At 73.1% G+C, this 22,020-nt stretch carries 5 protein-coding genes; all 5 read right to left on the reverse strand.

Features of this window, described 5'->3' with window-relative positions:
• Positions 1-29: 29 nt before the first annotated feature.
• Entirely contained in the window at positions 30-16,382 is a 16,353-nt protein-coding gene (locus ABT147_RS32755; RefSeq protein ID WP_351412947.1) for a non-ribosomal peptide synthetase, read from the reverse strand.
• A 2-nt stretch (positions 16,383-16,384) separates the two neighbouring features.
• Positions 16,385-16,669: an acyl carrier protein gene (locus tag ABT147_RS32760; protein WP_351412949.1), complete on the reverse strand. Its 285-nt coding sequence runs from the start codon at positions 16,667-16,669 to the stop codon at positions 16,385-16,387.
• A 184-nt stretch (positions 16,670-16,853) separates the two neighbouring features.
• On the reverse strand, positions 16,854-18,572 hold the full coding sequence (locus tag ABT147_RS32765) for an acyl-CoA dehydrogenase family protein (protein WP_351412951.1): 1,719 nt from the start codon (positions 18,570-18,572) through the stop codon (positions 16,854-16,856).
• Complete coding sequence (locus ABT147_RS32770) at positions 18,569-20,227, reverse strand: acyl-CoA dehydrogenase family protein (protein WP_351412953.1); 1,659 nt, start codon at positions 20,225-20,227, stop codon at positions 18,569-18,571. The genes ABT147_RS32765 and ABT147_RS32770 overlap by 4 nt, the downstream gene beginning before the upstream one ends.
• Positions 20,224-21,969 carry a fatty acyl-AMP ligase gene (locus ABT147_RS32775; protein WP_351413006.1) on the reverse strand — a complete coding sequence of 582 codons (1,746 nt, stop codon included), beginning with the start codon at positions 21,967-21,969 and terminating at the stop codon, positions 20,224-20,226. The genes ABT147_RS32770 and ABT147_RS32775 overlap by 4 nt, the downstream gene beginning before the upstream one ends.
• Positions 21,970-22,020 lie beyond the last annotated feature (51 nt).

Below are 22,020 nucleotides of genomic sequence, written 5' to 3' on the forward strand. Positions count from 1 at the left end.
GCCACCGAGGCCGGTCCGCGCGGCTCGCCTCACCGTTCGACGAAGTCCCAGTAGCGGGAGATGGCGGCCTCGTCGATGTCCGGGATCGCGACCGCCAGATCCCGCAGGCGCTGAAGCGTCCTGTCGTTCTCGAACTCCAGGGTCGGCCGCTGTGGGTCCGGCGCGTTCCTCGCGTGCTCTTCGAGATACGCCTGGTAGGGCAGGATCGGCAGGTCGCGTCCCCGTTCGCTCGCGCGCCGCAGGCGGTGCAGCCAGACGGTGAGCGGGACCGCTTCGGAGACCGTTCCGCGCATCCGGTCGTAGCCGCTCATGAAGACACCGGCTCCGACCCTGCGCGGGTGGTGGAGGTGGTGCACACGGGCGGTTCCCGTCCCGGTCAGGATCAGCCCCACGACGGCGCGGGCCAGGACATCGACGGGGAGCAGCGCTTCCTCCAGATCCGGTCCGACCGGATGGCAGCCGAGCGCGGCGCAACTGGTGAGCAGTCGGGAGAACATGTCGTCCGGACTGACGGCACCGGTCGAGGTATGCGCCCAGACGCGGCCGAGCCGGTGGATGCCGCCGGCGGCCCCCCGCTCGAAGGCACGCTCCACGAGCCGGTCCGCGACCCATTTGCTCGCCGCGTACCCGTTTCCGAACGGGTGTTTCTCACCGCCGATCGGTGAATCCTCCGTGACCAGCCGGGAGTCCTGGCCGAGCCCGAACACACCGAGGGTGGAGAGGTGGTGAAACGCTTTCGGCCGGCCTTCGGCGGCCAGGCGCAGCAGGGTCCGGGTGCCCTCCACGTTGGCCGGTTTCAGCCGGGTGTACGGCGAGAGGTGATGGACGTGCGCGCCGCTGTGGACGATCGTGTCGACCCGCTCGCGCAGCCTCGCCCAGTCCGCGGGTTCGAGGCCGAGGTCCACTGCCGCCAGATCCCCCCGGACGACATTCAACCGCGCATCGTCCGGCGTCGGCCCGAGGTCGATGGCGTAGCGCCGCAGGGCCCCGGTCAGCCGCTCGCCCGCCTCGGCGTCGGTCCGCGCACGGACGAGGCAGTGCACCCGCGCCGATGTCCGGTGCAGCAGCTCGGCCAGGAGGAAGGCTCCGACGAACCCCGTGGCCCCGGTCAGCAGAATCTCCTGAGGACCACCGGCATGCGGGTCGGCATGCGGCACGTCGGGTGGGCCGACGGGGGATGTGCCGGACTGGAAGCGCAGGGCGGGACTCAGCTCGGCTTCCGAGTCCGGCACCCACGACGAAGCGTGTGGGCCGCCCTCCGTGAGGTGGCTGGCCAGTCCCGCTGGGGTCGGTGCTTCGAGAAGCGCCGACAGGCTGAAGCGGACCGCCAGCGTCTCACCGATCCGGCCGGCCAGACGGACGGCGAGCAGGGAGTGACCGCCCAGCGCGAAGAAGTCGTCGTCGGCGGAGACCTCGGGCACCCCCAGCACCTCGGCGAACAGCCCGCACAGCAGGGCCTCCCGTTCGGTCCGCGGCGCCCGGCCGGTACCGGCGGCGGTGTCCGGCGGGGCGGGCAGTGCCCTGCGGTCGAGCTTGCCGTTGGCGTTCAGCGGGATCGCGTCGACCTCGACGAACGCGGACGGTACGAGGTGGGCGGGGAGGACAGTGGCGAGCCGGGCCTTCAACTCGTCGGCCACAAGCGGTGTTTCGGCGACGAAGTACGCCACCAGCCGCTGGTCGCCCGGACGGTCCTCGCGGGCGATCACGGCGGCTCGGGCCACCCCGTCGAGCGCGGTCAGCGCGCTCTCGATCTCGCCGGGCTCGATCCGGTAGCCCCGGATCTTGACCTGGTCGTCGACGCGTCCGGCGTACTCCAGCACCCCGGCGCGGTTCCAGCGGGCCCGGTCGCCCACCCGGTACATGCGGGAGCCGGGCGGGCCGTACGGGTCGGCGACGAAGCGTTCGGCACTCTGGCCGGGCCGACCGGCGTAGCCGCGGGCGAGGCCGGTGCCGGCGAGGTACAGCTCGCCCCACACCCCGTCGGGGACGGGCTGGAGGTGGTCGTCGAGCACGTGGACGCGCGCGCCCGCGATGGGGCGGCCTATGGGCACCGGTCCCGCGCCGAGGTCGTCGCCCGGTTCGAGCCGGTGGACGACACAGCCGACGGTCGCCTCGGTCGGGCCGTACTCGTTGACCACCACCGCCTTGGGATGCCGCTCGCGCCACGCCTGGAGGGCGGTGCCGTCGAGGGCCTCGCCGCCGATGACCAGGTTGCGGGTGTCGCTGACGCGGTCGGGCAGCGACTCCAGCAGCCGTAGATGGCTCGGGGTGACCTTGAGCAGGTCGGGGGTGGGTGTGTCCTCGTCCAGTTCCCCGAACCGCACCCGGCCGCCCGTGATCAGCGGCGTGAACAGCGTGGTCACCGGCATGTCGAAGGCGAGGGAGGTGTGGACCAGGGACTCGCCCGAGGCGGCCGGGTACATCGCCGCGGCCTCCGTGAGATAGGCGGCGAGCGAGCCGTGTTCGACGACCACTCCCTTCGGGCGGCCCGTCGATCCGGAGGTGTGGATCAGGTAGGCGGCCTGGTGGGGGTGGACGGGCAGGCCCAGGTCGCTGTCGGGGAGATGGTCCAGGGCGGCCGGGGAGGTCTCCTCGTCGAGCACGATCCGCGCGCCCGCGTCGGCGACCAGCGCGTCGATCCGCGCCTGCGGGTTGGCCGTGTCGATCGGCAGGTAGGCGGCCCCGGTCTTCAGGACCGCGAGCAGCGCCACGATCACCTCCGGGCGGCGGGGCAGGACCACGGCGACGACGGTCTCCGGTCCGGCCCCGAGCGCGACCAGGTGCCGGGCGAGCCTGTTGGCGCGGCGGTTCAGCTCCTCGTACGTCAGCTTCGTACCGTCCGAGAACTCCGTACCGTCCGCGACGACGGCCACGGCGTGCGGGGTGCGCACCGCCTGGGCCTCGAACATCTCCGGTAGCGACGCCTGCGGCAGCGGCCCGGCGGTGCCGCCCCGCCGGACGAGCACGTCGTCGCGTTCGGCGGGGGTGAGCAGGGGCAGGGCGTGCAGGGGACGCGCCGGGTCGGCGGTCACCTCCTCCAGCAGGCGCAGATAGCGGGTGGCGACGCTCTCTGCGGTGGGTCGGTCGAACAGGTCCGAGGCGTACTCGACCGATCCGGACCAGCCGCCCTCGGCGCTCTCTGTGAGCGTCAGCGACAGGTCGAACTTGGCGTGGTCGCCCTGCACGTCCCCGACGGTCACCTCCAGTCCGGGCAGCGTGGGTGCGATCACCTCCTGATTGACCGTCAGCATGACCTGGAACAGGGGGTGCCGGGCGCGTGAGCGCACCGGGTTGAGGGCCTCGACCAGCCGTTCGAACGGCACGTCGGTGTGGTCGTACGCCGCCACGTCCGCCGCGCGCACCCGGTCGAGCAGTTCCTCGAACGTGGGGTCGCCGGAGGTGTCGGCACGCAGCACCAGGGTGTTGGCGAACAGGCCGACGAGGTCTTCGAGCGCGGTGTCCGGGCGGCCCTCCACGGGCGTTCCGATCACGATGTCGTCGCCGGCGCCCAGCCGGGTCAGCAGGGTGACGAGCGTGGCGTGCAGCACCATGAAGGCGCTGGCGCCCCGGTCCCGGCCGAGCGCGTCGACCCGGCCGCGCAGTCCGGCCGGCACCGCGAAGGGCACCGTGCCACCGCGCTGGGAGGCGACGGCGGGCCGGGGCCGGTCGGCGGGCAGCTCGATCTGGTCGGGTATCCCGGCCAGCTCTTCGGCCCAGAAGTCGAGCCGGTCAGCCGGGAGTTCCCGCTCCCACAGGGCGTAGTCGGCGTACTGGAGGGGCAGCGGAGCCCAGTCGGGGGCGCGGCCGGCGAGGTGGGCGGCGTAGGCCGTGGAGAGGTCCTCGGCGAGGGACCGCATGGACGCGCCGTCGCCCGCGATGTGGTGCAGGAGCAGCAGCAGGGCGTGTTCGCGCTCCCCGTCGGTGAACAGCACGGCGAGAACGGGCAGTTGGTGGTCGAGGGAGAACGGCGTCCGGGCGGCCTCCGCCACCCCCGCGTCGAAGTCGGCCGGGTCGGACGACCGGACCTCGAAACGCGGCTCCGTGTCGACGACGACCTGGTACGGCCCCTGGGGGCCCTCGGCGATCACCGTGCGCAGCGCTTCGTGCCGCCGCACCAGGTCGCCGAAGGCGGCGCGCAGGGCGTCCCGGTCGAGGGTGCCGGTCATCCGCAGGACGACGGGGATGGTGTACGTCTGCGAGGGGCCGTCGAGCCGGTCGAGGAACCACATCCGCCGCTGTGCCGCCGACAGGGGCACCAGCTCGGGCCGTTCGCGCCGGACGAGCGGGGGCCGGAAGGAGGTCTGAGTCGGGCGGCCCGACAGCAGTTCCGCGAGGCCGGCGACGGTCGCGTGCTCGAACGCCTCCCGGATGGACAGCTCCGCTCCGAGGTCGGTGCGGATCCGGTTGACCAGCCGGGCGACGAGCAGGGAGTGGCCGCCGAGGCGGAAGAAGTCGTCGTCGGCGCCGACCTCGGGCACGCCCAGGACCTCCGCGAACACGTCGGCGACCTGCCGCTCCATGCCCTCGGCGGGCGGCCTGCCCGAGCCCTCGGCGGAGAGGTCGGGAGCGGGCAGCGCCTTGCGGGCGATCTTTCCGTTGGCGGTCAGGGGCAGGGTCTCCAGCACGACGAACGTGGCCGGGACCATGTAGTCGGGCAGGGCCCGCGCCGCTGCGGCGCGCAGGGCGGCCCGGTCCGCCGGGTGCCCCTGCTCCGGCACCACATACGCGACGAGGCGCTTGTCGCCGGGGGTGTCCTCGCGGACGACCACGGCGGCGGCGTCGATGCCCGGCTGGGCCGTGAGGACGGCCTCCACCTCGCCGAGTTCGATACGGAAGCCCCGGATCTTCACCTGGTCGTCCACGCGGCTGACGAACTCCAGCCGCCCGGAGGCCGTCCAACGGGCCAGGTCGCCCGTGCGGTACATCCGCGACCCGGGCGGGCCGAACGGGCTCGCGACGAAGCGTCCGGCGGTCAGGCCGGGGCGCCCGTGGTAGCCGCGGGTGACGAGGTCGCCCGCGACGTACAGTTCGCCGGCGGTGCCGACGGGTGCCGGGCGCAGCAGCGCGTCCAGCACGTACATCTGCGTGTTCCAGGCGGGGGTGCCGATCGTGATGACGCCGGGCGGGACGGGGTCGCCGGGTTCGATGCGGAACAGGCTGCAGCCGATGGTGGTCTCGGTGGGGCCGTACTCGTTGAGGACGGTCACTCCGGGATGCCGGGATCGCCAGGCGTCCAGCACGTCGCCGAGGAGGGACTCGCCGCCGAGGACGAGCTGTCCGCCGGGCGAGTACTCCTCGGGCACCACGCCCAGCAGGTGCAGATGGCTGGGGGTGGCCTTGACGAAGTCGGGTCGGGTGACGGCCGCGTCCGGGTCGGGCCCGCTCGCGGTCCAGCGGACCAGTTCCACGGTGCCGCCGGAGATCAGCGGGCCGAACATACCGGTCGCGGTGAGGTCGAAGGAGACCGGCGAGTGCACCAGGACGCGTCGGCGCAGGCTCTCGTACTCGTGGGTGGCCCAGGCCAGATAGGCGACCAGCGAGCGGTGTTCGACGACGACCGCCTTGGGCCGTCCGGTGGAGCCCGAGGTGAAGATGACGAACGCGGCGTGCTCGGGCCGCCGGATCACCGCGGTGAGCGGGCCGGACGGCCGTTCCGCGATCTCGGGATCGTCCGTCAGCACGACGGGTGCTTCCGTCAACGAGCCGACGGTCGCCGCGAGTTCGGCCGTGGTGACGACCGCGACCGGGGCAATGTCGCCGAGCATGAAGGCGAGCCGGTCGGCGGGGTGGGCCGGGTCGAGCGGCAGATAGCCGGCGCCGGTCTTCAGGGCGGCCAGCAGCGTCACCGGGATGTGCTCGGACACCGGCATCAGCACGGCGACGTAGCGTTCCGGGCCGGCGCCCAGGTCGAGCAGATGGCGAGCCAACCGGTTGGCACGGGCGTCGAGTTCGGCGTACGACAGCTCCGTGGTGCCGAAGGCGACGGCGGGGACGTCCGGGGTGCGGGCGGCCTGGGCCTCGATCAGGTCGGTGAGGGTCAGGGACGGCACCTCACGGCCGGTGGTGTTCCACTCGGTGAGCAGGAGCCGTCGCTCGTCGGCGTCCACGACGTCGAACTCCCGTACCGGCCGGCCGGGTTCGGCGATGACGGCGGTGAGCAGACGGGTGAAGCGCTCGGCGATGCGGGCGGCCGAGTCACGGTCGAACAGGTCGGTGGCGAACTCCAGGAGCCCGTGCACCCCGCCCTCGGGCCGCTCGGTGAGGAAGAACGACAGGTCGAACTTGGCGGCAGGAGACGCGACCCGCTGCACGCGTGCCGTGAGGCCGGGCAGGTCGACGGCGAGGTCGAGGGCCGTCTGCTGGTCGGCGTTGTTGAAGTTCAGGCCGGTCTGGAACAGCGGGTGCCGGGCGGTGGAGCGGGCCGGGTTGACCGCCTCCACGACCCGCTCGAACGGCACGTCCTGGTGGGCGTAGGCGGCCAGGTCGGCGGCCCGCACCCGGCGCAGCACCTCGGTGAAGTCGGGGTCGCCGGTCAGGTCGGTGCGCAGCACGAGGTTGTTGGCGAAGTAGCCGACCAGGGGGGTGAGGGCCTCGTCCGTGCGGTTCGCGACCGGTGAGCCGATCACGATGTCGTCGCCCGCGCCGAGCCGGTGCAGGAGGGTTGCCAGGGCGGCGTGTACGACCATGAAGACGGTCGTGTGGTGCTCACGGGCGAGCCGGACCAGTGCCGCGTGGACCTCGGGCCCGACCGCGAAGGGCACCGTGTCACCGCGGTGGGTGGGCACGGCGGGCCGGGGCCGGTCGAAGGGCAGCTCCATCTGCTCGGGGAGCCCGGTGAGCGTGGTGCGCCAGTGGTCGAGCTGCCGGGAGAGGGCACTGTCCGGGTTGTCGGTCTCGCCCAGCTCCTGCCGCTGCCACACCGCGAAGTCGGCGTATTGGACGGGCAGTTGAGCCCAGTCGGGCTCCGCTCCCCTGGTCCGGGCCGCGTACGCGGTGGCGAGGTCGCGGGCGAGCGGGGCCATGGAGGCGCCGTCGCCGGCGATGTGGTGCAGGACGAGGAGCAGTACGTGCTCGCCCGCGCCGAGGTCGAACAGGGTGGCGCGGAGCGGGGGTTGGGCGGTGAGGTCGAACGGGGTGCGGACGGCGTCGGCGAGCCGCTCGTCGAGAGCGTCCTCGTCGGTACGGAGGATGCTCAGCGGCGGCGCGGAGGGCAGGACCACCTGGTAGGGGCCGCTCCCGTCCTCGGCGAAGACCGTACGCAGTGCCTCGTGCCGCCCCGCCAGGTCTTCCAGGGCGGCGGTGAGCGCGGCCACGTCCAGGTCACCGGTCAGCCGCAGCGCGACGGGCAGGTTGTACGTGGGGGACGGTCCCTCGAAGCGGTGCAGGAACCACAGCCGTTCCTGGGCGTACGACAGCGGCAGGCGCCCCTCGCGCGGCTGTGCCGTGACGCCGGAGCGGCGCGGTCCGCTCCCGGTGAGCCGGGAGGCGAGCTTCGCCACGGTCGTCGCCTCGAACAGCACGGAGAGCTCTATGTCGACGTCGAGGGCGGCGCGGATGCGGCTCGCCAGCCGGGTCACCAGCAGGGAGTGGCCGCCGAGCGCGAAGAAGTCGTCGTCGATCGAGACCTCGGGCACGCGGAGGACCTCGGCGAACAGGCCGCACAGGATCTCCTCCTGCGGGGTGCGCGGCCCTCGCCCGGCGGTGTGCGCGACGTCGGGGACCGGCAGGGCCTTGCGGTCGAGCTTGCCGTTCGGGGTCAGCGGCAGCACGTCCAGGGTGACGATCTGGGCCGGGACCATGTACTCGGGCAGGCGGGCCGTGAGCCGGTCGCGCAGGTCGTCCACAGCCACAGGGGCGGCGGGGACCACGTACCCCACGAGCCACTGCCCGTGCACGGCCGCGGCGGCCTGGGCGACGGCCGGGTGGTCGGCCATGGCGTCCTCGATCTCGCCGAGTTCGACCCGGAAGCCGCGCAGTTTGACCTGGTTGTCGGCGCGGCCCAGGTACTCCAGTTCGCCGTTCGCCGTCCAGCGCGCCACGTCCCCGGTGCGGTACATCCGCGCCCCGGGCGGCCCGTACGGGCTCGCGACGAACCGCTCGGCGGTCAGCGCGGGCCGGTCGAGGTAGCCGCGGGCCAGCTGGACGCCCTCGATGTACAGCTCGCCGGGCACGCCGGGGGCGACCGGCGCCAGCGTCGCGTCGAGCACGTAGGCGCGGGTGTTGGCGACGGGCCCGCCGATCAGCACGGTCTCGGCGTCCGCCGGCGCGGCCCAGGCGGTGACGTCGACGGCGGCCTCGGTCGGGCCGTACGCGTTGAGGAGCACGGCGTTGGAGTCGTCGTGGAAGCGGCGGACCAGCTCGGCGGGCAGGGCCTCGTCGCCGGAGACGACCAGGCGGACGGAGTCCGGCAGCCGGGTCTCGGCCAGATAGGCACCGAGCATGGACGCGCTGAGGTGGACGACGGCGACGGATTCCTCGCGCATCAGCCGCTCCAGGTGGAGCGGGTCGCGGTGGCCGTCGGGCCGGGCCACGACGAGGGTGCCGCCGTACATGAGGGTCCAGAAGACCTCCCACACCGACACGTCGAAGCTGACCGGGGTGGACTGCAGCACCCGCTCGCCCTCGGTGAGCCGGTGGTCGCGCTGCATCCACCACAGGCGGTTCGCCATGCCCGCGTAGGTGTTGACCGTGCCCTTGGGGCGGCCGGTGGAGCCGGAGGTGTAGATGACGTACGCGGCGTTGTCGCCGTGGGCCGTCACCTCCGGGTTCTCCACGGGCCCCTCGGCGTCGGGTGCGATCCGCTCGAAGCCGTCCGCGTCCCGGTCGGAGATCAGCAGCCGGGCGCCGGAGTCGGCGAGGATGTACGCGATCCGGTCGGCCGGGTAGCCGGTGTCGATCGGCACGTACGCGGCGCCCGCCTTCAGTACCGCCCACAGGGCCACCATCAGCTCCACCGAGCGCGGCAGCATCACGGCGACCCGTGACTCCGGTCCGACACCCCGCTCGCGCAGGGCGTGCGCGAGCCGGTTCACACGGGCGTTGAACTCGCCGTACGTGACCCCCTCGCCCTCGAAGCGGACCGCCTCGGCGTCCGGGTTGCGGAGCGCGTGCGCCTCGAACAGCTCCACCACCGAGCCCTCGCCGTCGAACGCCACGGCGGTGTCGTTCCAGCCCGTGAGCACCCGGGCGCGTTCGTCCGCACCGAGCACGTCGACCTCGGAGAGGCGCAGCGCCGGGTCGGCGGTGACGGTCTCCAGGACGCGGACGAAGCGGGCCGCGAAGCTCTCGGCCGTGCGCCGGTCGTACAGGTCGGTCGTGTACTCCAGGCGGCACAGCAGCCCGTCGCCCTCGACATGGCAGTCGAAGTGCACGTCGAACTTGGACGTACCGCTGGTCACCGGGCCGGGTTCGGCGGTGACGCCGGGCAGCTCGATGCGGGCCTCGGTGAGGTCCAGCCAGGCCAGCATCACCTGGAAGAAGGCGGCCCGGGACCGGGACCGCTCCGGGTTGAGCTCCTCCACCAGGCGTTCGAACGGCACCCCTTGGTGCGCGTAGGCGGCGAGTCCGGTTTCGCGGACGCGGTCCAGCAGGTCCTCGAAGCGGGGGTCGCCGGAGGTGTCGACGCGGTAGACGAGGGTGTTGATGAACACGCCGACCACGTCGTCGAGCACCGAGTCGGGCCGGTCGGCGATGATGCCGCCGAGCGGGATGTCCTCGCCCGCGCCGAGCCGGGACAGCAGCGTCGACACGGCCGCCTGGAGGATCATGTACGGGGTGGAGCGGGTGCGGCCCGCCAGGTCGAGGACCCGCTGATAGAGCTCCGGCGCGACGGAGAACTCCACGTGGTCGCCACGGTGTGTGGCCACCGCCGGGCGCGGCCGGTCTCCGGGGAAGGTGACCTCGGGCGGCAGTCCGGCCAGGTTCTGCTTCCAGTAGTCGATCTGCCGGGGCAGGTCCCCGGCCAGGGTGTCGCGCTGCCACACCGCGAAGTCCGCGTACTGGACGGACAGTTCGGAGAAGTCGGGCGCGCTGCCGCCGAGCCGGGCGCGGTAGGCGGCGGACAGGTCCTCGGTCAACGGGCGCAGCGAGGCGCCGTCGGTGGCGATGTGGTGCACCACGAAGAGCAGTACGTGGGTGTCCGGGCCGGTCGGGTAGAGCGTCGCCCGCATCGGCAGGTCACGGGCCAGGTCGAAGGGCCGGCCGGCGGAGACGGCCAGGTCGGGGGTGGGGCCGGCGTCCCGTACGACCTCCATGGCGAAGGGCGTGTCCGGGGGCAGCACGACCTGGTGCGGGCCCTCGTCGTCCTCCCGGTAGAGCGTGCGCAGCGCCTCGTGACGGGCGACGAGGTCGGCGAGCGCGGCGCCGAGCGCGTCCGCGTCCAGGGGGCCGGTCAGCCGGATCTGGATGGGTACGTTGTAGGAGCCGGAGCCGCTCTGGAGCCGCTGCAGGAACCACATGCGCTCCTGCGCGAACGACAGCGGGACGCGGGCCGGCCGCTCGTCCGCCGTGATGCGCTTGGCCTGCGGACCGATGTCCGAGAGCCGCTCGGCGACCCCGGCGACGGTCGGGGCGGCGAACACATCCCGCAGGGACAGGTCGACGCCGAACTCGTCGCGCACGCGGTGGACCAGTCGGATCATCAGGATCGACGTGCCGCCGAGCGCGAAGAACTCGTCTTCGACACCCACCTCCTCGACGCCGAGGACCTCGGCGACGATGCCGCACAGGATCTCCTCCTGCGGCGTGCGGGGAACCCCGGCCCGGCCCGGCCCGGTGGTCTCCCGCCCGTCGGGCAGATCGGTGGCGCGGTCGCCCATGATCAGCAGCCGGTCCTCCTCGGACACGGCGGTCAACTCCCCCACCGGTACGTCGAGTCCGGCCACCGCCTCGCCGAGCAGCTCGGTCAGGCGGTCCGCGAGCCGTGTCACGGCCTCAAGGCCGAGGACGCTGCTGCGGTAGCCCCACAGCAGCCGCAGCCGCTCGCCGGGGAAGACGTACAGGCTGACGGTGTAGTGGGTGCGCTCGTGGAGGTCGGCGTGGGCCAGGCGCAGTCCGCCGGCCTCGATGCCGTCGGTCGTCGGGTAGTTCTCGAAGAAGATGATGGTGTCGAACAGCGACTCGAAGCCGGACGAGCGGGTGACCTTCGCCAGGGAGGCGTGCTGGTGCGGCCGCAGCGCCTGCTGCTCCCGCTGCAACCGGGCCAGCAGCGCCGCCAGCGGCTCCTCCCGCTCGATCCGGACCCGGGCCGGGAGGGTGTTGATGAACGGCCCGATCGTCGACTCCACGCCGGGCAGCTCGGGCGGGCGGCCGGAGAGGGTCGCGCCGAACACGACGTCGTCCCGTCCGGTCAGCCCGCCCAGCAGCAGCGCCCACAGGCCCTGGAAGACGGTGTTGAGGGTGAGCCCGTGCGCGCGGGCCACGGAGGTCAGCGCGTCGGTCAGCGCGTCGGGCAGGACGACCTCGTGGGAGCCGTATCCCTCGGGGGCGTGCCCGGCGGGGGCGATCAGGGTGGGTGCGGCCAGGCCGGTGAGCCGCTCCCGCACGGCCTCGGCCGAGGCGTCCAGGTCCTGCTCGGCGAGCCAGGCCAGGTAGTCGCGGTAGACGGGGGCCGGGGGCAGCTCGCCGCCGCCGTACAGGGTGAACAGCTCGCGCACCAGCAGCGGCAGCGACCAGCCGTCCACCAGCAGGTGGTGGTGGGTGACGACAAGACGGTCGCCGAGCGCGGTGAACCGGATCAGCGGCGGCCTCACGACGCTGAAGCCGCGCGCCCGGTCCCGGGCGAGGAACTCCTCCAGGCCGGTCCCCTCCCGCTCCTCCTTCCACGCCACCTTCACGTCGGCGGGAACGACCTGGACGGGGGCGCCCGTCGGGCGGGTGCGGAAGCCGGCGCGCAGGTTCGGGTGCCGGTGCAGCAGCGCCGCCGCGGCGGCCTTCATCCGGTCGCGGTCGAAGCCGCCGTCGATGTCGAGGACGAGTTGGCCGACATAGGGGTCGTCGGGCTCGTACAGCGCGAGGAAGAGCAGGCCCTCCTGGAGCGGGGAGAGCGGCAGGACGTCCGTGGCGCCGCGGAACCTGTCCAGTTCCTCCTGGGTGATCCGGACGAGGGGCACGTCGGAGGCGGTGAGCCCGCCTCGCGTGTGCGCGGCCAGTTCGGCCAGGGCTCCCGTCCACGCCTCGGCGAGGGCGCGTACGTCGGTCTCCGTGAGGACACCGGCGGGGTAGGTCCACTCGGCGGTCAGCTCACCGTCCCGGACGTGGGCGTCTATCTGGAGGGTGTGGGTGAGCGCGAGGCCGTCGTCGGCGAGGAGTTCCACGGCAGCCTCGCCGTCGGCGAGGTGCCAGCCGCCGAGGTCGGTCGCGTCCAGGCGGCCCAGGTAGTTGAAGGCGATCTGAGGCGTGGACAGCCCCGTGAGCCGGTCGCGCAGCAGGTCGTGGCCGCGACCGCCGTGCGGGATCGCGCGCAGCTCCTCCTTGGTGCGCTTGATCAGGTGGGCGCCGGTCTCGGTGCCGGGGCCCAGCCGCACCGGGTGGATGCGGGTGAACCAGCCGACGGTGGTGGACAGGTCCGTGCCGTCGGGCAGGTGGTCGCGGCCATGGCCCTCCAGGTCGACCAGGAGCGGTCCCTCACCCCGGTGGCGCTGTACGGCCGCCGAGAGCGCGGCGAGCAGGATGTCGTCCGGGGTGGCCCGGTAGGCGGCGGGCAGCGTGGCCAGCAGGGTGGCGGTGAGGTCGGCCGGGACGGTGACGGTGACCGAGCGGGCCGTACCGTGGCAGTCCCGGGCCGGGTCGAGGGGCCGGGTGCCGAGGACGGGTTCCGGGGTGGACAACAGGTCGGTCCACAGCGGGAGTTCCTCGTCGGGGGCACTGAGGTGTCCGGCCCAGCGGCGCAGCGAGGTCCCGGGCGGGGACAGCTCGGCGCCCGCGAGCGCCTCGGCGAGGTCGGTCAGCAGGATGCGCCAGGACACACCGTCGACGACCAGGTGATGGAGCACGAGCAGCAGCCGGCCCGACTCGAACCACACCGCCCGCACCATCACACCGTCGTCCGGCGACAGCGCGCGGCGGGCGGCCTCCTTCTGCCCGGCCACGTCCTCGTCCCGGGCGCGGGTCAGGCAGTCCTCGGCCCGTACGGCGCCCACGGGCCGGATGTGCCGGCCGCGCATGCGCAGGGCGTCGTGGCGGTCGAGCACCCGCTGAAGAGCTGCGGACAGCCTGTCGTACGACAGTCCGGGCCGGGCGGCGAGGAGGAGGGACTGGGCGTAGCCGGCGGTGGGTCCGCCGCGTTCGGCGAGGCGTCGGGACATGGGTGTCCCTGGGAGTTCGCCGACCGGGTCGTCCTCGACGGGCGGGGCCGCCGGGGCCGCCGTGGCCACGACGGCCAGCCGCGCGACCGTCGGGTGGTCGAAGACGTCCTGGGGAGTGAGAAGCAGGTCCTGGCGGCGGGCGCGGCTGACGAGCTGGATGGCGTGGATACTGTCCGCGCCGAGGGCGAACAGGTTGTCGTCCACGCCCAGTTCGGAGCGGCCGAGGAGTTCGGCGGCGATGGTGTGCAGGATGTGCTCGGTGGCGGTCGCGGGGGCACGTCCGCTCACCGGCCGGGTAGGAACGGGCAGGGCGCCGCGGTCGGTCTTGCCGTTCGGGGTCACCGGGATCGACGGCAGGACGAACACGGTCACCGGCACCATGTGGGTGGGCAGCAGGGCCGCGAGGTGGGCCCGGGGGTCGGTCTCCGGGGTGCCGGTGACGTAGCCGACGAGTTGCCGGGCGCCCGCTTCGGAGTCGTGGACGAGGACCACGGCCTGTTCGACGCCGGGCACCGACGCCAGGACGGCCTCGACCTCGGCGGGTTCGACCCGCTGTCCGTTGATCTTGATCTGGTCGTCGGCGCGTCCGACGAACTCCAGGGCGCCGTCGGCCCGTCGGCGCACGAGGTCGCCGGTGCGGTACATACGGGTGCCGGTGTCCGGGCCGTAGGGGTCGGCGACGAATCGCGCGGCGGTCTGCGCGGGCCGGTCCAGATAGCCGCGCGCGAGCTGGACGCCCGCCAGGTACAGCTCGCCGGTGACACCGTCCGGCACCGGTCGCAGGGCCGGATCGAGCACGTAGGCACGTGAGTTGTGGGTGGGCGTGCCGATGGTGACGGGTTCGCCGGGCGCGCAGGCGTGGGAGGTGGCGGTCACCGAGAACTCGGTGGGGCCGTAGGAGTTGTGCAGCCGGGCGCCGCATTCGCGGTGGAAGCGGTCGGCGAGCCCGGCGGGCAGGGCCTCGCCGCCGCAGCTGACCATGCGCAGGGATGCGGTCGGCAACTCCTCGTACTCGTCGAGGAACGGGCCGAGCATGGCCGGGACGAAGTGGATGACGGTGACCCCCTCGTCCCGGACCAGCCGGGCCAGGTAGGCCGGGTCGCGGTGACCGTCGGGGCGGGCGACGACGAGGGTCGCGCCCCGGGTGAGGGTCCAGAACACCTCCCACACCGACACGTCGAACCCGACCGGCGTCTTGTGCACGACCCGGTCCGCCGGGGTGAGCCGGTACTCGTCCTGCATCCAGGCGAGCATGTTGGCGATGCCGGCGTGGGTGACGACGGTGCCCTTGGGGCGACCGGTGGTGCCCGAGGTGTGGATGACGTACGCGGCGTTGTCGCCCCGCACGGCGACGCCGGGATTCGTGTCGGGCTCGCCCTCGCCGAGGGAGCGCACGCTGTCCTCGTCGAGCACGAAGGCCACGCGCGAGTCGGCGAGGACGTACGCGATCCGGTCGGCCGGGTAGCCGGTCTCGACGGGCACGTACGCCGCACCGGTCTTCAGCACCGCCCACAGCGCGACGATCAGGTCGAGCGAGCGGGGCAGCACCACCGCCACCCGCGACTCCGGTCCCACGCCCCGCCCGCGCAGGGCGTGCGCGAGACGGTTGACGCGGGCGCCCAGTTCGCCGTACGTCAGCCGCTCACCCTCGAAGGCGACGGCTTCGGCAGCCGGGTCCTGGGCCTCGAAGAGTTCCACCAGGGAGCGCGGGTCCGTCGGGTGGCTCGTGTCATTGCGGGCGTGGAAGCGCTCCCGCTCCGCGTCGTCGAGCAGGTCGAGGGCGCCGATGGGCAGGTCGGGCCGCTCGGTGGCGGCGGTGAGGAGGCGGGTGTAGCGGTCGCGGTGGGCGGCGGCCGTCTCGGGGGTGAAGCGACCGGGATGGGCGTTGACGGTCAGCTCGATGCCGTCGCCCGCCTCGAAGTCGCCGTACGCGTGCAGGGCGAGGTCGCGGACCGGGCCGGAGGCGAGCTGGTGCGCCTCGGCCTCGGTGGGGCCGAACGGCAGACGGGCGGCGGCGAAGGAGAGGACGTTCACGGACGGGCCGCTCAGGGTGCCCGGGTGGGCCGAGGCCGATAGATCGCGGCGCAACTCGTCGTGCGGGTAGCGCTGGTGGCGGCTCGCCTCGGCCAGGCGGGCGGCGACGCGGTCCAGCAGTTCGGCGAAGGTGGTGGAGCCGTCGACGGGTATCCGCAGCGGGACGTCGTTGACGAGCATGGCGGGCGTCGCCAGGGCGTGCGGACTGAGCCGGGCGGCCATGAAGACGCGGACGAGGACGTCGTGGGCGCCGGTGACACGGTGGGTGTGGGCCGCCATGGCGGCGATCACCGGCAGGGACCAGCGGGACCCGGCGAGCCCGCGCACCCGCGCGGCAGCGGCCTCGGGCAGTCGGCCGGTCGCACTGGGGAGGCTGGGCGCGAGTCCGGTGGCGCCGGAGCCGAGTTCGGTGGACTCCGGCAGATCGGCGAACTCCCGCTGCCAGTGGGCGAGGTCACGCTCCCGGCGGGCGGAACCGAGGTAGGCGTTCTCCTCGGCCAAGGCCTCGCGCAGGGTGCCGAAGCCGCTCGCGGACGGCTCCTCGCCCGCGGCGAAGGCCGTGTAGACCTCCAGCAGGCGGCGGCAGTGCAGGACCTGGCCGTAGCCGTCGAGGAGGATGTGGTGGTAGCGGAAGTGGAACCAGTGCCGGTCGGGGCCGAGTCGCAGCAGGGTGTGCCGGAACAACCGGTCGCCCATGACCGGGACGGGCCTGGCCTGGTCGGCGTCGATCCAGGCCCGGGCGGCCCCGGCCGGATCGGCCTCGCCGCTCAGGTCGACGTACTCCAACTCCCCGGTGACGGACGGGTCGACCGTCTGCCGGACCGTCACCCCGTCGTCGTGGAAGCGGACCCGCAGCGCCTCGGTCTCGGCCACGGCCCGCTCCACGGCATGGGCGAGCAGGGCGCGGTCCACCTGTGCGGGGACGTCGTAGTAGATGCCGCAGGTGTACATGGGGCTGTCGGGGGCGAGGCGCTGGGCGACCCACACGCCGTGCTGGGCCGACGTGAGCGGCAGGCCCGGGTTCGTCGAAGCGGCGTCGTTCATGGTCAGACCTGCTTCTCGCTCGCCGGTGCCGCTGCCGGCTGCCCGCCGACCAGCTCGGACAGGACCGCGCTCAACGCGTCGACCGTCGGGTGGTCCCAGGTCAGCGCGTCGTCGACGGTCACCTCGAACTCGTCCTCGATGTCGGCGGTGATGGCCAGCGCCGTCAGCGAGTCCAGACCGTAGTCGGCCAGCGGGACGGACGTGTCGATGTCTTCCGGCGAACGGCGCAGGTAGGTCGCCACGCGCTCCGTCAACCAGGTGTGCACGTCTCGGTTGCCAGCGGTCATGGGGGGTTCTCTTTCTTGAGCGGAGGGAGAGACAGGAGGCCGGAGCGCGGAGCAGCGGCGGGGTCGGGTACTCGGCGGCCGTACGTCGGACGGGCGCCGCCCGTCACGAGTGAGGGTTGTCCGACGCCTACGGCATACGGCGTTCGGATGGTGGGCGAACCTCGGGCGGTGTCGCCGGCCGTTCTCACACGGCGAGCGGCCTCCCGGTCAGGCCGAGGGAGCGACCGGTGTCCCGGCGGTCCAGGAGTTCGGCGAAGAGCGTGTCCTCGACCTGGGCGGGCAGTGGACCCGGCCGGTGCGGGCCCGGCGCCGAGCGGCACAGGGCCGCGCGCAGCCAGGCGGGGTCGGCCAGGAAACTCTCCGGCCGGGCGTGCCGCCACACCTGCGCGCAGGCGGTGCGGGACAGGACGCGCACATACCGGGTGACCAGGTCGTAGTGCTCGGGGCGGGCGTCGACACCGAGTTCCACCGGCGACAACTGCCCGCATACGGCGGCCAGTTCCGCCAGTTCGGCGTGGTCGCCCCGGAGCATCGCGCGTAGGTCGTCGTGCTCGGGCGCCCAGGGCGCGTCGGCCAGGGCGTGGAGGGAGCCCATGACCGGGTCGCGGCCCGCGGCGTGCAGGGCCAGCCGGTCGTACCGCAGGGGCGACAGCGGCTCGGCGAGCGCGAACAGGTCGTCCGGCGCCTCGGTGCCGGGGCGGGCCCAGGTGCGGCGGGCCAGCAGCGGCAGCTGGGGCAACAGGCTCATCTGGCAGGCGGCCCGCGCGATGTGCCCGAACCCGACGGGGGCGAGGTCGCGCAGCAGCTTCTGGAACAGCGCGGTCGGGCCCTCGCGCAGATAGAAGTGGGCGCCGAGGAGTTCCGCGAGCCGGTCCATGGCCTCCAGCAGCAGCCGGGACACCTCGAACTTGACCGCGGAGGCGTACACGCTCGACGAGCCGGGCACCACGTGCAGCGCGCGGGCGCCGACCGCGCCGAGCGCCTCGGCACGCAGCAGGTCGGCGAAGACACCGGCCAGCACCGAACGGACGTGCGGGAGGGCGGTCGCCGGGCCGCCGTAGAGCCGACGCCGTGTCAGGTGGTCCACGCTGATGCGCAGTCCGGTGTCGAGGATGCCGCTGGCCATCGCGGGCAGGACAGTGCGGGTGATCTGGAGCGCCTTCAGCGCGGTCTCCAGGCCGGAGCCCCGCGGGCCGAGGACCGCGGAGGCGGGCACGGACAGTTCGTCGAAGCGCAGGCCGCCGAGCTGGACTCCCCGCATCCCGACGGTACCGAAGCGCGGCAGGTCGGTCAGGCGCGCGGGGTCGGCATTCGCCCGGTCGACGAGGACCAGGGAGTGGCTGCGCGGACCGGACCGGGGATCGGTACGCGCGAGGACCACCATGGCGTCGGCGCGCGCGATGTTGGTGACGACCTCCTTGCGGCCGCTCAGCCGCAGCGGGCCGTCGGCCTCGGCAGTCGCGGCGGCGGTGAACTCCGTGCCCGCCATGTCGTTGCCGTGGGCCAGTTCGTGGAATGCGATGGCGATACGCCGGCCGTCCAGGAGCAGACGGGCGGCATGCCCGGTCTGCTGTTCGTCGCCCGCGGTCCACAGGGTGACTCCCGCGATGAGAGAGCTGGCCCCGTAGCCGAGGCCGAGCGCGGGGTCGCGTCGGTAGAGCGCACGCATGACCTCGGCGAGGTGGTCGGCCCGCTCCAGCCGGCCGCCCAGCCAGGGGGGTACGAACTCGGCGTTCAGCCCGTAGGAGTCCAGCAGTGACTCTCCGGCGGAGAGCATCTCCGCACGCTCGTCGGCGGCGAGGATCGCGGTCGCACCGGTGGGATTGGCCGGATCGGAGAGGCTGCCGAGCAAGCGCTCCAGTTCGTCGGCGCGCTTGGGTGCGAGGCCGGTCGTGTCGGTCATACGACACCTCTCCACAGAGTGAACTCCCCTGCGGACGTGCCGAGTACGACGTCGGCCAGGGCGCCGAACACGTCGCTGTCGTCCTCGCCGAGCAGGGAGGTCAGGCAGGCCCGCACCCACAGACCGTCGGCACCGAGCCGTCCCGTGCGCAGCGGCGGGTTCTCCAGCCACAGCAGCAGGCAGGCGGCAGCGGCGTAGGCACGCTCGTAGCGCTCGGCAAGGCCGAAGGCCGTGCTGGGCAGTCCGCCCGTCATCGGCACGAAGTCCACCGAATCCCTCTCCAGCAGGGCGAGTTCGGCGAGCATCCGGGCCATGAGCGGGCCCGTCTCCGGCGGCCCTTCCTCCTCCATGCGTGCCGCCGTGTCCGGCAGCATCTGTACGGCACTGCATCCCGTGACGGAGAGCAGCGTCAGACGGTCCGGTGCGAACGGGGGCAGGGGGGCGGTGAGGTCGGCGGCGGCCCGCAGGCCTTCGCTGTCGGCCCGGCGGCGTTTCAACTGGCGGACCAGGCGCGGCATCTGGTTGAGGAGGGCCGCGCGGTTGACGACCGTGCTGCCGTCGAAGATCGCGCAGATGCGGTGGTCGCGCTCCAGCTTGGCGAAGCCGCGACCGGGCGGTGAGGTGAGAAAGCCGCGTACGCCCAGTAGTTCGCCGAGCGAGCCGAGCGTCTCCTGGGTGAGTGTGGGGACGTACGCCTTGGTGAGCGCCGAGATCGCGCTCAGTTCCCCGGGGAGGGTGTGCACCGAGCGGGCGGAGAGCACGCTCACCGCCTCGGCGGTCAGCGCGGCCGCGGCCGCCCGGCCGAGGATGCGGCGCACGTGCGGGACGTCGGCGAGGCGGCGGCCGTACAGTTCGCGTTCGGTGACGAAGTCGCGGGCCAGCCGCAGGGCGTGGTCGGCGGCGCCGAGGGAGAGCGCCGTGCACGCGACGCGGGTGAGCTGGAGCGTCTTGAGGACCACCGGGATCCCCTCGCCCTCCTCGCCGACGAGGGCGTCGGCGGGCACCGGGGCTCCGTCGAGGGCGAAGCCGCTGATGTCGGCACCACGGATGCCGTGCGTACGGACCTTCGGCAGGTTCCGCCAGGCGCCCTCGGGCAGCCGGCGCTTGTCCACGAGGAAGAGGCTGAAGCCGCGTCCGCCGCCCGCCGGGTCGGTGCGGGCCAGAACGCAGGCGAGGGTGGAGCGGGTGGCGTTGTTGATGAGCCACTTCTCGCCGGTGAGCCGCCAGCCTCCGCCATGGACGCCGCTCTCGGCATCGGCAACCGCCGCGAACTCCCCCGCGAGCAGATCGGCTCCGTGGTCGCGCTCGGTGAGTCCCCAGCAGACCGGTTCGCCGGCGCGTACGCGTGCGGCGAGCCGCGCGGCCTGCTCCGGGGTGCCGGCCACCCACACCGGTGCCGCCCCGAGGAACGTCTTGCCGTGGGCGATGGCCACGGTCAGATCGCGGCGGGCGACCGATCGCAGCAGCCGTACCGTCTCGCTGAAGTCGCCGACCGGGGTCAGCACATAGTGGGCGGGCAGCCCGGCGTCGTCGAGGACGCGGACGGCACCGTCGGGGAACTCCTCCCCGTCGTCGAGCCCGGCGAGCGCGGCGGGCGAGAAGGCGGCGCTCTCGTGGGCGGTGAGGAGGGTCTCCAGGTCGGCCGTGGTGGTCATCGCGCGGTCACCCGCCGGTGTTCGGCCAGGGCGGCGGTGAGCAGCTGGTCCTCGCCGAGGTGGAGGGTGTCCAGTTCCCCGGCGAGGTAGAGGGCGCGCATCGCCGCGCGCTGCACCTTGCCGCTCGTGGTGCGCCGGACGCCGCCGGGCCGGACCAGGGCGACCGCCGCGACGGGGACGCCGAACTCCCGGGCCACGGTCTGCTTCATGTCGACGGCGATCTGGCCCAGCCGCTCCGCACCCCAGTGGGCGCGGATCTCGTGGACGGCTACCACCGAGGGGGCGATGTCCGCTCCGTCGTCGTCACCGACCATGAAGACGGCACCGTGCAGGCCTTCCAACTCCTCGTACTGGGAGCGCAGTTCGTACTCGATGTCCGAGGGGTGCAGATTGCGCCCGTGCAGGACCAGGACGTCCTTGCTGCGGCCGGTGATGTACAGGTCACCGTCGAACAGGGTTCCGAGGTCGCCGGTGCGCAGGAACGGTCCGCGTCCGTCGTCGGTGTGTGCCCGGAACGTGGCGTCGGTGGCACGCCCGTTCTCCCAGTAGCCCGCGGTGACGCACGGGCCGCTGAGCCATATCTCGCCGATCCGGCCGTCGGGCTGGGCCTCCCCGGTGTCGGGGTCGACGATCAGCACGTCGGACCCCGACGGCGCCCCGCATCCGACGAGCACACGGGACGGTTCCGTGCCGGTGGCCGGCCTGAGCACCCGGTTCTCCAGTGCCGTGGCGTCGACCGTGGTCCGCAGCGGTGGCCGCCCAGAGGTGCCCGACGCCAGCAGGGTCGCCTCGGCCAGGCCGTACACCGGGATGAGCGCGTCGGGCCGCAGTCCGGCCGCGGCGAACCGCTCGGTGAAGGCGGTGACCACGTCGGCGCGGACCGGTTCGGAGCCGTCGGCGAACTTGACCCGGGACAGGTCGAGCGCGGCGAGCTGCTCGTCGGTGACGCGGCGGACGCACATCTCGTAGCCGAAGTCGGGCGCGGCGGTGAATCCGACACCGCAGGCGTCCAGCATCCGCAGCCAGTGGTACGGGCGGCGCAGGAAGGACATGGGGTCCATCTGCACATAGCCGTTCCCGCACAGGATGCCGGGCAGCATCAGACCGATCAGGCCCATGTCGTGGTAGAGGGGGATCCAGCCGCCGTACCTCGTGCCGCTGTCGTTGCCGAAGGCGTCCACCATCCGCTCGACATTGGCGACCAGATTGCCGTGGGTGACCATGACGCCCTTGGGGTCGCCGGTCGATCCGGAGGTGTACTGGAGCAGTGCCAGGGTGTCGGGTGAGACCTCGGGAGCGGTCCAGGCGTCCGGGTCTCCTTCGCCGGTGTCGGTGGTGTGGCAGACCGCGCCGAGGATGCCCTCCTCGGCCACCCACTTCTCGACGTCCGGCAGATCGCCGCGCTGCGTCAGGATGACGCGCACCCCCGCGTCCCGGGCGATGGCGGCGAGGCGACGGCGCTCGTGCCGGTAGCGGCCCGGCAGCGGGGCCGGCACGGCGATGACTCCGGCGTACACACAGGCGGAGAAGGCGGTGGTGAATTCGATCCCCGGGGAATAGAGGAGAAGTGCCCGACCCCCCGGAGAGAATCGCTCCTGGAGCCAAGAGGCGATACGCCGGGAATGCAGATCGAGTTCCGCGCGACTGCGCACTGTGCCGCTGGTTTCGCTGAACCCACTGAAGTCGGAAACTAATGTCACTGCAGGCTGCTGCGGATTACGCGCTGCCTGCCCCCTCAACATCGTGAGTAATTCTCGCACGACAGGAACAGTACGTGGTCTCGGTTCTCGAAC

Origin of the sequence: Streptomyces sp. NPDC001868 (assembly GCF_040297125.1) — a bacterium.
In the GTDB taxonomy this organism is placed as follows: Bacteria; Actinomycetota; Actinomycetes; order Streptomycetales; family Streptomycetaceae; genus Streptomyces.